Source organism: Exiguobacterium qingdaonense (assembly GCF_018617855.1).
GTDB lineage: Bacteria > Bacillota > Bacilli > Exiguobacteriales > Exiguobacteriaceae > Exiguobacterium > Exiguobacterium qingdaonense.
The window spans coordinates 33,171-46,498 of record NZ_JACSKY010000008.1 but is presented as its reverse complement, the minus strand read 5'-3'; the positions used below and the strand labels follow the sequence as shown (position 1 = coordinate 46,498).

The following is a 13,328-nucleotide window of genomic DNA, read 5'->3' as shown; positions in this document are numbered from 1 at the left end:
TGTGAGTTGTTCAAATTGAGGGAATCAATACTGAACGACTTCATAGAATGGGTGATGGGATGAAACAAGCAACAATTCAAAATAGCAATGGCATGTCACTATCCGCCATCGACTATGGCTGTGCGATGACGGAACTGACGGCCCCGGACCGAGACGGCAATCTCGAATCGGTCATTTTAAAGTACGGGGACGTCTCTCAATACTTAGAAAACCCGATCTATCTCGGATCTATCGTCGGGCGGATCGCCGGACGCATTCGAAACGCGGAGATTGATGGTGTCGCCTTGACCCCAAGCGAGGCGCCTCATCATATCCACGGTGGAGACGAAGGTATCACGGCCCGTTACTGGGAGATGGATGCTGAGGAGCGTTGTATTCAGTTTACCTATATGAGTCCGAGCGGGGAGGAGGGGTATCCGGGAAACGTCTTCTTCAAAGTGATTTATGAACTGACAGATGATAATGAGCTGATTGTCACGATGACAGCGGAGACGGACGAATTGACATGGGTCAACCTGAACCATCACAACTACTTCAATCTCGGGGGACGCCCGACCATCCACGATCATGAGCTGACGCTACCAGCCGATTCGGTCGGGGTGCTCGATGCAGAGTCGCTGCCGACAGGAGAGTTGCGAGACGTGAGCGGGACGCCGTTTGATTTTCGGTTCGGAAAAGCGGTTCGAGAAGCGCTCGAATCGGGAGACGAGGCGATTAAAAAAGCCGATGGACTTGATCATCCGTTCATCTTGAAGGACGAACCAACCCGATTGCATGACCCGGTGAGCGGACGGACGATGACGGTCGAGACGAACCAACCCGTCATGGTCGTCTATACGGGCAACTTCCTCAGTGAAGAGACGCCAGTGACGCTTGACGGCCGACAAAAACATAGCGCGATTTGTCTCGAGGCGCAGGCGTTCCCGGACGCCCCGAACCATCCAGACATCGCGACCTCGATCGAACTGAAGCCGGGTGAGTTGTATCACTCGCGGACGGTGTATCGATTCGGGGTAGAATGAATGAATCCATCACGCGAGAGTGTGATGGATTTTTTTGAGGTGATGGAGTAGTGGAGCATGAGGATGCGTTAGCTCATTTCCGACTCTTTTCGTATGACCGACTATTGTATAGGTTCGTAACGGGATGGAATCACCCCAATCCCGTTACTTATATTGATGCAGTATCAGACCCGCTATGTGCATATTGTTCACGGAAAGGAAAACAGAGGAGCGCCATCTTTTCGGGATGACGCTCCTCTGTTCAAGGTCATGTTGAATTTTACCGGCCCTCTTCGACAAGCAGATGTGAGTTAATCTAGCTCTTCAAGCGCATAGACACGTCGGTTATTTCTTTTTGTTGCGACGTAGATAGAGCAATATTGCGCCAATGACGGCAATCAATACGATGAATCCGACGAAATACCATGCCGAGTTCATGGAGGTAGACTCGTTTGACGTGTCATCCCCTTCTGATTGCTCATTTTGGATGCTGGCGCTATTTGTGAAGATGGCACCGTTTTGGTTTTTGACTGCGACACTAAACGCCTCATTCGGAAAAGCGAGCGTTTGGATGAGGGACGAATCAATCGTATCAGTCGTTGACACGACGATCATCGCTTTTTCTGTGTTCCATGGAGAGGGCTGAATCCACGCATATTCAGAGGACGTCTCCGGAACGAATCCATACTGCGATAAATCCACTTGATTGTCTTTTGTGACGAGCCAGTCCTCTTTCTGCTCGTTAAAGAGCGGACTTTGCTCCGGATCTCCGATATAGATGATCGAGCGGTTAGAGACCGCCTCCTCGGTCACGTCTTTAGCCCGAATGAACTCGACTTGTTGCGTCAAAGGGGTGACCGGTAGGCCACTCATCACACCGGTCATATTTTGCAAAGTTTGAGCATTCGACTCATCTGGGATGACGAACACGACGCCAGGGTCAGTCGAGAACAAACTGGCCATGTTCGAGAACACTTCGTTATTTGCTTGCCCACTCCCTTGTGGCAACGTCAACTGACTGTCGCTTGAGATGAAGATCCAGCGATCTAAGTCACTATCGTTACACGGTGCTTCAGAACGGAGACCGTTCGCTTCAAACGACACATCTAAAAACGTATCTTTTTGAAGTGTTGATGCATCGACTTGAATCGTATGTTGTTGCCATTCTTGATCGTCCTCTAAAGGCGAGAGCGGGATGGAGTGCGGGGTGCCGTTCACCCATGCAATCAATTCCGGAGACGCGTCATTGTTCTCTTCAGACGTTACGTACGCCGATGTCTTGAAACGGACATCCATCTCGACGGTAGACTGCCGATCGATGACGGGCAACGGATAGAAATAGTTTTGACTGACAGCTTGGGTCCCGCTCAACATGAAGTCAGAGGCTCCGAGTGTACGTAAATCAATCGTGTCACCACTTTTTTGAACGGAAGGTGCACTTGATAGGGCGAGTTGACTTCCGTTCAGCTGTTGCCGCTGCGTCGTGATGAGAAGATGGTCCACCGTCCCTTCGAAGGAAGCCGCGTCTTCTGCGAGGACGAACATCGCATCGACGGCCGTATCGTCGCTGACGATTCGAGCTTGCTCAAACAAGACATCCTCACCTTCAGGGAGGGTCTCTAGTTCCTCAATTAACGTTTGGACGGGACCGGTGAACGAATCCGTCTGACCGACGAACACGTACCGTCCATCCAATGTTTTCAATTGTCCTTCATATTGAAGCGATACGTTATTTGGGTTGGCTGCGTCCCCTTGTAGCTGTCGGAACAGAAGAAGTCCCGCTTCTAAAGACATCGTGTCCGGTGAGTCCGGGAGTACGATTGTCAACTTCTGGTTGGTCGTTTGAATAAAGGGATTCGGGTAATCGTTTAAGGCGAGTTCGACTTTGCTTCCGATTGAAAGAAAGCTTGATGGAAGGACCGTCAGCCAACTTCCCGATGTGTTTCCGGTATCACACATGCGCCCTTCAATCACGCCCGTGAAGCGCACGGTGACTTCATGTGTCCCTTTCGTCAAGTGCTCGTCTTGAAGTGGTACACGTACGTTACCTTGCGAGGACTCCTTGGATAATGCGATTGATTTAAGTGGTTCACCATCGATGTCGATGGTGAGCGCCGACGGGGGGATTAACAGCTCAGAGTGGGCCCAGTCGACGGACACGTATTTTGAGGAATCCGCTTCCTCGTCTCCAAGCATGGTATATGTGTATGTTCGAGAAGACGTCTCGCCAGGCAACACATCATCCCCGGTCGTCAATAATCGATCTCCGGCATCGCTTGCCGAATCGATGGGCAACGGGGAGCGAATCTCTGTTGCAGCTTGTACTGAAACCGTCGAGAAAACGAAGAATACGGTCAATAAGTAAAGTGTGATTTTTTTCATAATATCCTCTCCTTCATTCGAATCGGTCTGTTTTGTACCATCTCACTTCTTGATTGAACAAGACGCGTTTGATTTCAAGATAAAGCGAGTAGATGACGAGTATGATCCATAACTGGCTGTACGTGAAGTACATCAGGATGACGGTGAAGAAGTTTGGAATGTTGAATTCAGACCGCTCGATACTAAGTGTCACAAATACTTCGGTCACAAAGAGAAGAAATGCAAGAACCCATAAAATCAAGGTGATGTTTCCGACCTCGAGGCCGATATCGACAAACAAATTGATGACAAACAAACTGTTCGATAGGATGACCCCGAAGAAAAACAAGAAGTAGGTGAAGAAAAAGTAAATGATGTCGAAGACGATTTTTTTTCGCTTCAACGAGAACAGCTGACGCATGAATTTAAGGACGACGTATTGATTCCCGCGCGCCCATCGAGTTCGTTGTTTCCACCATACTTTCAGCGTCTGTGGTTCTTGTTCCCAAGTGATGGCTGCAGGGAAGAAGCGAATATGCCAACCGAGTTCATATACGCGAATCGTCAGTTCAGTGTCCTCGGCGAGTGCCGCTTCGTCCCACCCTCCGAGTTCTTCGATGATCGACCGGCGAATGGCGAAGTTTGTCCCAGGGATGGTGGCGATGTTGAACCATTTCCATCTGCCTGCCTGCGCCATCCATTGAAAACAAATCGTCTCGATATTGATGAAGCGAGTGAGCAGCGTCTCGTATGCATTCGTCACACGAAATTTTCCGACGACGGCCCCCGCGCCCGTGTCGTTGACGAGCCCCATCACGAGATGATAGACACTATCTTTTTCAGGCGTGTTATCTGCATCGTATACGACGAGTACGTCCCCGGTCGATTGGGTCAATCCGTAGTTCAAAGCGGAGGACTTGCCTTTCCCTGCGTAGTCGGGCGTTGTTTGAACGACATGGATGAACGAAAACTTGTCCGCGAACGTTTGGGCGATTTCACCCGTACGGTCCGATGAGTTGTCATTGATCAAAATGACTTCGAGTTTATCGTGCGGATAGTTGATGCGGGACATTGCCCGTAACGTGGCGGCGACGACGACGGCTTCATTGTGGGCGGGAATCAGGACCGAAACTTTCGGCAAGTCCGTCATCTTCTTCGACCATTCCGGGATCGGGTCACGAAATGTCATGTAATGCCAAAAACCACCTTGCATTAAAAACATGTGATAGAGAAGCATCGTCCAAATCATGACGAGCGAAAATAGGAACAACAGGTTTGCCATGACTATCCACGCTCCTTAAATAATCGTTTTTTGCGCTGTCCACGTAGGTAGAACGTATACAACAAAAATGTGAGAACAGCGATGAACGTGATGAGGGCGAGGACCAAGAGCGCCCGTTCAAGAAATGAGGTCGGTGCGTACAAGCTCAACTGACTCATGACGCGAGAGCGTTCATCTTGCATAGTGATTGCACCGTTTGTGGCTGTGATCGAGACCTCTTCCGTACGGACCCATTCCGTTTGTTCGCGTAAATCAAGCCAGCGGAAGCCGGGAGTGGACTCCATCATGTCGATGAGGTCCGATATATGTTCTGTCCCGAGATAAGGGTGATAAAAACCACCAATCATCGAGTCACGGACAATCATCAGTTCGTCACGCGCACGACGCATTTCGTCGACCGGCCTTGGAAGGTCGGTTCGAATATACCCGATCGTCTCTGGGTAGAGAGTCATCCCACCGAGAAGAGACGGTTTTGCGATATAGGGAGGAGCACCCATGACTTCCCAATTGGTGTTACTAAACTGTACTTGTCCGAATATATTGGAGAAGTACTTTGAGGTTAACGAATAGCCAGAATGCGACATCGTATAATGAGGTGCCTCAAAACCTAGAGGTTCGAGGTCGAGCGAGACGAGTTCATGAATCGAGTTCGTCAATTTTGATTGAATGTAAGACGTCTCGCCCTCTAACTGTGTTTCGATATACTCATCGTAGTCTTGCTCGTTACTAAACACGTCACGTTTTTTCAAAAGTGGAGGTGTTTCGTTTGAAGGGACGAGAACGGGTTGATTGTTCTCGACATCCCAAAACTCAAAGCCTTCTCCTGTCTCGGACGAGCGATACTGATGGGTGTAGCCGTGAGAGAGGACGGTCGCACCGCGGTCTTCAAGTCGTCGAATGACGTCTAGTAACTGAGGACGGTCGATATAGTGAACATGTTGATTACTTTCAGGTTCGACATACACAGTAATGACAGCCAAAAGGATGGGGACGTTACGGTCTAACAAATAATTTCCCACTTCCTCAAGAAGCTTTGGGTCCGTGCTCGGATTGATGTCTTCTAATCGAAGATATCCTACATGCTCACCGACTGGATTGACCTGAAAGAAATCAAAGAGACTGTCAGCTACAAAGAGAGAGGAACGGTTTAACAGGTTGTAAATCCCTGAATAAAAATGTCGGTCTGTTTGCACGATGACCGGATGTCGTTCGCCCTGATGAATCGAGTCGGCGTGGACGACCGAAGACGAGCCGTCCACTGATAAAATCGTGTCAGCCAAGTCGAAAGTCAGCGATTGATCAGTCCGCGCTTGATGGAACTTAGAGACCCCTTGTCTCGTCATCAGATTCAACTCGTCAAAGGCTTCGAGCTGATTCACGTTATACCCGACCCCATACACCGGAGATTCCGACTGATTGATTTGATCACGGGTCGATTCCGGGATTGTCGCAGGATTCACTCCGAAATAAAACAAGTGGGTTGTTTCCTCGAGCGAATCGGGTGAAACTTCCGTGTCGCGAAGAATATCGACGTTGTCTGAAAAATGAGAGACGAGCGCATCTAACATGTAGACTTCAGGCGGGACATCATTCGATTTAGAACTGTAGATGATTGTCACGTTTTGTTCTTCTGCATGTGATTCATACGGTATACAGAGTAGAAATAGGATGAGCATAATCGTTTTATAACGCATAGCTTTTCAACTCATTTCTTAATAATCCGAGGACGTCATCCGGCGATTCGATTTTTGCTTCTTTTGTGACGGTGTAGTGGGCGATATGGTTCGTGAAAGATACCGTTTTCCCATTCGACAGGTCGTAGTCTCCGATCATTTGTCGAAAGCGATTTAAAATGATGGTCATATCTGCTTCTGAAGCATACGGTAAGATGAGTGCGAACTCTTCCGTGGACAGACGGAATTTTTTGTCCGTCGTTCGTGTCGAATCATGGAGACGTTCGCTGAAGAAGGTCAAGAAGCGGTCTGCTTCTTCATTCCCATAGAGGCGTTTAAATTCAGTAAAGTAATCGATTTGATAGAGTAGAACGGTGAAAGACTCTCCGTGACGGTTCGTACGGTCAATCTCCAATTGGAGTTCGAGCTCGAACCGCTCTTCATTGTCGAGTCCCGTCTCGTCGTCGATTGATACGAGGCGTTTTACTTTTTCTTGTAAGGACAAGTTCATCTGATTCAATTGAAGAATTCGTTCATATACGCCGCCGCTCAAGATGACAAGGCCGATTAACCATAGCCCGAAATAAAAGAGAGTGGCCTCTGAAAATAAAAACAGTTGATCGGACGGTCGAAAGAACAAGTTCCAGAAGTATAAACTTCCGAACAAAAACAAAATCAATAACGCTGTGAGTAAGCCTGCCCGTAATCCTATAAACAGACTGATGAAGACTGCCAAAGCAATCAACAGTATGCCCTCGGTCGTGACACTTCCTAAGTTTGGCATATATAAAATGAACAAGGTGACAGCGACTAGCAACAATCCGACCTGTAAACTGAACAAACTCGTTTTACGGAACGAGATATCCATCGATTAGTCCCCCCTCTGCCAATAAAGGTAGTAAATTATCGAAAGCATGAGTCTCTTTCGTTCCTACATCAACATACCCGCCATAGTAATCAGATGATGAGTCCGAGACCATCGATGAGGTGAGTCGATTCATCACGCGCTCTGCGAAGTCCCGTTCATCACGCTCGAGTAGATAAAAGATTGCCAACGCGTAGACTGCTTGAGACTCAAAGTTGACAGTCGGTTCTTTCGAGTCGCGGTCATAGCGCCCATAGACAATCCCGTCATTGAACGTCTCTTTAAAGAAAGAATAAAACGGTTCGGTCGATAACCCGAACTGTTCATAACGTAAGGCGACATACAGTTGATCGATCATATTGATCTCTTCATCGAATTGGTACGTCTGTGTCGAGATGACGTACGATTTTGCGAAGAACGGTTCGCTCAATGGCGCATTTTTCAATAATCGCTTGCTGTTCTCGTACAAATCGTCCACGGCCATATGGCGTAGGGCGTCCTCATCTAAGTAGCTCAAAGTCAAAACGTCTCCTTTCGCGCTTGTCGCCAAATCGACAAAGTCAACGGGGAGTCCGTCTTTTACCCCGGTTGAAGTGAGCGGGGCGGCAATTCGTTCGGCCAACTCAAAATAAGAAGGTTCGTCAAACGTTTCCCCTGCTTCATATAGGGCGTGGACAATTCGAGCATCATCGATCCAGGCATTCGCTGGACTTGGTGTCAGTTCGTCGTTCGTCCCTTCTAGTCGCCAGCTGACTAAATCAGATGCGTGCAAAAAATATTCCGTGAGTACGTCGACTTGTGCAGCAAACTCGTCCGCTCGCTTGCGTTCGACTAAAAAGAGCAAATAGAGTCCGAGTGACTCAGATAAAAACTCATGGTCGCGATCGGTCACATTCGTCTGGATTAGACCTTTTTCAGTTAGTAAGTGCTCTCGGACGAACGATTCTGTCGGAAACTCACTCGTGTACTCTTTAGGAGGTTCAGGTTCTTCGTTTGAACATCCGTACAACAAAGACAGAAAAGAGAGCGAGAGAAAGATAAGGTGTCGCATAGGTTCCCCCTTAGAAAATGATGGTTTTCAAACACCTATAAATAAGAAATACCCGAAAAAACATTATATTTATACATTTTTTCTTCACTTTAGGTTAATTAGGTTATTTTTGTTAATAAAAATTTAACAAAATGTAATTTTTGGATAAAATTATTCCTTGCAATCCGTGTGTGACTCGAACGTTTGTCGAGAAAATGATGCTTATTCATTATGCTACCGAACTGTAAAGGAACAGACAATAAAGAATCTGTTTTTATCAATGAAATCATGCATGATTTCCTAAAGCTTCGTGACTACAACGAAAAAGAAGAAAGCGGAACGGCATCATGACATGATGTTGCGAAAAAATGATAAAGCCTTCTTCTCAATTATGAAGAGGAAGGGGGTAAGAAGGTATTACAGTTAACCTGCGCCTATTCAATCTGTCTATAGGGAGGAAATCAAAATGAAAGAACAGACGACGATCGTGGGCGATCTCGTAGAGGTGCTCAAGAAGAGTAGGTGGATGTTGTTCGTGAGTATGGTGCTCGTCGGACTCCTCGCTTACTACGTGAGCACTGCATTCATTCAGCCAAAGTATGAGGCGTCCACACAAGTGCTACTCGTGACACAACAAGAAGGGAACCGTGTAGACAGTTCAGAAGTACTCTCGTCGCTCTCGCTCGTCAATACGTATCGCGTCATTATGAAAAGCCCGGCTGTCCTTGAAAAAGTGAAGGAACAGGTGCCGAACGCACCGGACCCACTTTCTGATGCACTCACCGTAGAGAGTGAAGAAGAGTCACAAGTCATCAACGTATTCGTCACCGCAAACGACCCGGTCGTGGCAGCCGAAACGGCGAACGTGATCAGCGAGGTGTTCGTCGCCGAAATCCCGGATTTGATGAATATCGACAACGTTCGAATCCTCTCGCCTGCCGAAGTTCCAGGTGCACCGATTTCACCAAACGTTTTGTTAAACACAGCAGTCGGTCTATTCGCTGGGTTTTTGTTAGGCGGCTTCATCGGTCTGTTGCGCCACGTCTTTGATAAGCGGATCCGAAACGAGCAGGAAGCGGAACGGTTACTTGACTTGCCGGTCATCGGATCGATTCCAACGATTGAACGACGTGACTTGAAAACGAAAAATTCAAAAGAAACGACACCCCAAGTGAAAGGAGGCGTTTCGCATGTTTCTTCGAAAAAAGAACGCCAATCGTCTTGATTATAAAAAGCGGGACCTCGTTACGCTAGTAAACCCGAGGTCACCAATCTCCGAGCAATATCGGACGATTCGGACCAACCTGGAATTCACCTCTGTCGGACATAAGTTACAGATGATCACCATCACCTCTGCCTCCTCTGGAGAAGGGAAGTCGACGACCGCCGCAAACTTAGGGGTCGTCTATGCGCAACTTGGTAAAAGTGTCGTCCTCATTGATTGTGACATGCGTAAACCGACCGCACATCAGACGTTTCAACTGTCAGCGCACGCCGGCTTATCGACCGTATTGGCAGGTCGCGTCACGCTTGAGCACGCCCTTCAAAAAACGGATATCCCTCGACTAAGCTTGCTCGCGGCCGGGCCGATTCCACCGAATCCGACCGAACTGATCGCATCCGAGCGCATGACCGATCTTCTCGGTGATTTGCGCAATCAATTTGACATCGTCATCGTCGACACGCCACCGATGATGCACGTCGCCGATGCACGTCTGTTGGCAAATGTGTCGGATGGGACGATTCTCGTAATCGGATGTGAAAACTCGGATCGTCAACTCGTGCTGAAGGCGAAAGAACAGCTCGAACGGACCGGGTCGCAACTTCTCGGACTCGTGCTCAACAGACGTTCGTCTCGTGATACGAACACCTACTATGCATACGAATGAGGTGTCATCATGAATATTCTACACATCAATGCCATCAACGAAGTGAGAAGCACAGGTCGCATGTGTAAAGAACTCGCGTCCGTTCATGCCTCAAAAGGACACGATGTACGGATCGCCCATTCGGTTGGACCGGTTTCAGAGAGGAGCTTCGTCATCGGACGGCCGTGGGAGACGAAACGACATGCGCTTCACGCCCGGGTGACGGGACGACAAGGCTATTCGTCGAAGCGGTCTACTAGCGATTTGATTGCGTTCATGGATCGTTTCCGACCGGATGTGGTCCATCTTCATAATCTTCATGCCAACTACCTTCACCTTCGAACGTTGTTTGATTATTTGGCGAATCGAGATATCGCCACCGTTGTGACACTTCATGATTGTTGGGCGTTCACGGGAAAGTGTACCCATTATACAGCGGTCGGATGTGATCGTTGGAAGGATGGATGTGGTCAGTGTCCACTTCTGAAAGAAGATATCCCGAGTTGGTTTTTCGACCGGACAGAGGACATGTTGATAGACAAGCGCAAATGGTTCGGTGCCATCCCGCGTTTAGCTGTGATCGGCGTGTCTGATTGGATCACGCTAGAGGCCCACTTCTCCATCCTCCAACATGCCGCGATCATTCGTCGCATTTACAACTGGGTCGACTTGAAGACGTTCATTCCAAAAGATGCGACAGCTCTTCGGGGGCGGCTCGGGTTGACGGGACAATCTATTCTTCTCGGTGTGGCAAGTCATTGGACGGAGGCGAAAGGGCTGACTGCCTTTATTCAGTTGGCCAAGGCTCGACCGTCCGACCAAATCGTGTTGGTCGGTCATATGCCGACGCAACAGACCTTGCCTCCGAACATCGTTCATATTGAAGAGACACACGACCCACAGGAGTTGGCAACCTATTATGCAGCTGCGGATGTTTTATTGAATCTGTCAGAAGAAGAATCGTTCGGTAATGTGACGGCTGAGGCACTCGCCTGTGGAACTCCTGTCCTCGTACTTGATTCGACGGCAAGTCCAGAACTCGTGACAGAACGCACGGGGGTCGTCGTCGCGACGCGCTCGATCGCTGACTTGACGGACGGGCTCGAGCGCCTGCGTCACGCCTCGATTTCGCGAATCGTTTGTGCGAACGAGGCACGTCAACGGTTCAATTTACACGAGCGAGCGGAAGATTACCTCCACGTGTATGAAGAGCTTCAAACAGAGAAAGTGAGGAACGTCCTATGACACCACTCGTATCCATCATTATCCCGGTCTATAACGGAAGTGACTATTTGCGAACATGTATCGACAGCGCCTTGGCCCAAACGCATCCGGCGATTGAAGTGATCGTCGTCAACGATGGTTCGAACGATGAGGGGCGGACGGCGGCGATTGCGAAAAGCTACGGCAAACGGATTCGTTACGTGGAAAAAGAGAACGGGGGCGTGTCCAGTGCACTGAATCGTGGCATCGAAGAGATGACCGGGGATTATTTTTCTTGGCTCAGCCATGATGACGTGTACGCTCCGACGAAAGTGGAACGACAGCTCGATGTGATGCGTCAGCAGAACCTCTCGGCGAATCAGACGATTGTCGTCACGGGTACGGCGTTCATTGACGAGAAGGGAGAGGCGATTCGACGGGTCAGACGTAAAGTAAAGGGGTTCTATCCGAGTCAAGCCATGTTTCGTCACTTGCTCTTATCTTCGACACTGAACGGATGCGCACTCTTGATTCCGCGACAAGCGTTCGCGCACCGACGTTTTTCGTTAGAGGACCGCTTCATTCAAGACTGGATCTGTTGGGTCGAACTGACGCTCGACGGATTCGACTTTTATGTGATGGACGAACCACTCGTCTATTCAAGGATTCATGGCGAGCAACAGACGAAAAAGATTGCACATCGGGCCACAATGGAATCAGACCGATACTTGAAGCGGCTCCTGCAGGACGTCGAGTTTCGCGACAACGGAGAAGAGTTAACTTCAATCATCTTGAAGCATACGTTCAAAGAGAATGCGACGGACGTGCGGGAACGCTATTTGGAGACGCGTGACGTGAGTCGTTACTTCGGACCGATCGAGTATCGTGTTCTCCGATGGAACGGGATCGTATTTTCGAACTTGCTCTCACTTTATCGCGGGATGACGAATCTCATTTATCGTTAGAAAGGAGGAAGCGATATGACAATCTATTTGATCAATATGGCGATGTTGGTCGGTTGGGCGATGCTGTTGATGCGTCATGATATTTCGAGTCGACGAGGGTGGTTCGTCTCGTTCGCCACGATTCAATGGATTGTCTTGTCCGGATTCCGGCATATCACGGTCGGGGATGACACCGCACAATATAAGGCGCTCTTCCTTCAATCGCAAACGTTGCCGCTCGGTGCTTTCACCGACCGTTTCTTTGAAATCGTGTTTACGGAGAGCGAGGACCCGGGCTATTACTTGTTTCAACGCCTCCTGCAATATGTGATCACGGACTATCAAGCGTATTTGGTAATTGTCGCCTTGATCTTCATGATCCCGCTCGGCTATTTCATCTATAAATATTCGAGTGAACCGCTCATCAGTTTCCTTCTCTTCTCGGTGTTATTTTATGAGTTTTTCGCCATCACCGGACTTCGCCAGACGATTGCGACCGCGCTCGTCGTACTCATCGGCTATCACTTCGTCCGTACCCGTAAACTTGGCTGGTTCCTCTTGGTCGTATTCGTCGCCATGACGATCCATAAATCGGCGTTCATCTTTCTTCCATTCTATTTTTTGGCGAATAAACAGCTGACCAAAACGTATTTGATCACGATGTTCGGAGTCATCATCGGCTTGTTCCTGTTTAGAAACACCTTTTTCGATCTACTTGTTCAAGTGTCCGGTTATGACACGTATAACGCCTTGGACGGGGCGGGCGCCGTCAACTTCAGTTTGATGTTAATCACCGTGTTGCTTGTTGCGCTTTGGCGACGCGAGGATATTTTGGCACACAATCCCGCCGCGATTCATTTCTTCAATGCATTATTACTCGCAGCGTGCTTCTTGCCTTTGACGTTTATCAATCCGTCCATGATGCGGCTCGTCCAATACTTTTCTCTCTTTTTACTACTCATGATTCCAGAGATTGTCGTCACATTCGCACGGCGCGAACGGCTAATTGTGTATTATTCGGCGGTCTTGTTACTCGGTCTGTTATTCATCCGAGACGCCCCGGTGTATTCGTTCTTTTGGTAAAGCGAGGAGGTGGGAGAG

The 13,328-nt window shown here is 48.8% G+C and carries 11 protein-coding genes; 6 read left to right on the top strand and 5 right to left on the bottom strand.

The genetic code is table 11. The features are described from left to right. Positions 1-59 precede the first annotated feature (59 nt). Positions 60-1,022 (top strand): aldose epimerase family protein, encoded by a 963-nt coding sequence (locus KNP00_RS09945; protein ID WP_215144739.1) that lies wholly within the window; start codon positions 60-62, stop codon positions 1,020-1,022. A 324-nt stretch (positions 1,023-1,346) separates the two neighbouring features. Here the strand turns inward: KNP00_RS09945 and KNP00_RS09940 are convergent, their stop codons facing one another. The 5 genes from KNP00_RS09940 to KNP00_RS09920 are packed head-to-tail and all read right to left on the bottom strand — an operon-like array spanning position 1,347 to position 8,233. Further along, positions 1,347-3,383 (bottom strand): cellulose biosynthesis cyclic di-GMP-binding regulatory protein BcsB, encoded by a 2,037-nt coding sequence (locus tag KNP00_RS09940; RefSeq protein WP_215144737.1) that lies wholly within the window; start codon positions 3,381-3,383, stop codon positions 1,347-1,349. 13 nt (positions 3,384-3,396) lie between these two features. Beyond that, entirely contained in the window at positions 3,397-4,644 is a 1,248-nt protein-coding gene (locus KNP00_RS09935) for a glycosyltransferase family 2 protein (protein WP_215144735.1), read from the bottom strand. A gap of 2 nt (positions 4,645-4,646) precedes the next feature. Then, positions 4,647-6,338 carry a DUF2334 domain-containing protein gene (locus KNP00_RS09930; protein WP_215144733.1) on the bottom strand — a complete coding sequence of 564 codons (1,692 nt, stop codon included), beginning with the start codon at positions 6,336-6,338 and terminating at the stop codon, positions 4,647-4,649. Further along, on the bottom strand, positions 6,328-7,185 hold the full coding sequence (locus KNP00_RS09925; RefSeq protein ID WP_215144731.1) for a GGDEF domain-containing protein: 858 nt from the start codon (positions 7,183-7,185) through the stop codon (positions 6,328-6,330). Before KNP00_RS09925 ends, KNP00_RS09930 begins: the two co-directional genes overlap by 11 nt. Further along, entirely contained in the window at positions 7,166-8,233 is a 1,068-nt protein-coding gene (locus KNP00_RS09920) for a hypothetical protein (RefSeq protein WP_215144729.1), read from the bottom strand. Before KNP00_RS09920 ends, KNP00_RS09925 begins: the two co-directional genes overlap by 20 nt. A gap of 445 nt (positions 8,234-8,678) precedes the next feature. Here KNP00_RS09920 and KNP00_RS09915 point away from each other — a divergent pair, with 445 nt between their 5' ends. The 5 genes from KNP00_RS09915 to KNP00_RS09895 are packed head-to-tail and all read left to right on the top strand — an operon-like array spanning position 8,679 to position 13,310. Then, positions 8,679-9,437, top strand: coding sequence for a YveK family protein (locus KNP00_RS09915; RefSeq protein ID WP_215144727.1), 759 nt, complete (start codon positions 8,679-8,681; stop codon positions 9,435-9,437). Further along, positions 9,403-10,101: a CpsD/CapB family tyrosine-protein kinase gene (locus KNP00_RS09910; protein WP_215144725.1), complete on the top strand. Its 699-nt coding sequence runs from the start codon at positions 9,403-9,405 to the stop codon at positions 10,099-10,101. The genes KNP00_RS09915 and KNP00_RS09910 overlap by 35 nt, the downstream gene beginning before the upstream one ends. 9 nt (positions 10,102-10,110) lie before the next feature. Continuing rightward, positions 10,111-11,325, top strand: a complete 1,215-nt coding sequence (locus KNP00_RS09905) for a glycosyltransferase (protein ID WP_215144723.1) — start codon at positions 10,111-10,113, stop codon at positions 11,323-11,325. Next, the gene (locus KNP00_RS09900; protein ID WP_215144721.1) at positions 11,322-12,248 is read left to right on the top strand and encodes a glycosyltransferase family 2 protein; all 927 of its coding nucleotides are present in this window, start codon (positions 11,322-11,324) and stop codon (positions 12,246-12,248) included. Before KNP00_RS09905 ends, KNP00_RS09900 begins: the two co-directional genes overlap by 4 nt. Positions 12,249-12,263: 15 nt before the next feature. Next, positions 12,264-13,310: an EpsG family protein gene (locus tag KNP00_RS09895; protein WP_215144719.1), complete on the top strand. Its 1,047-nt coding sequence runs from the start codon at positions 12,264-12,266 to the stop codon at positions 13,308-13,310. Positions 13,311-13,328 lie beyond the last annotated feature (18 nt).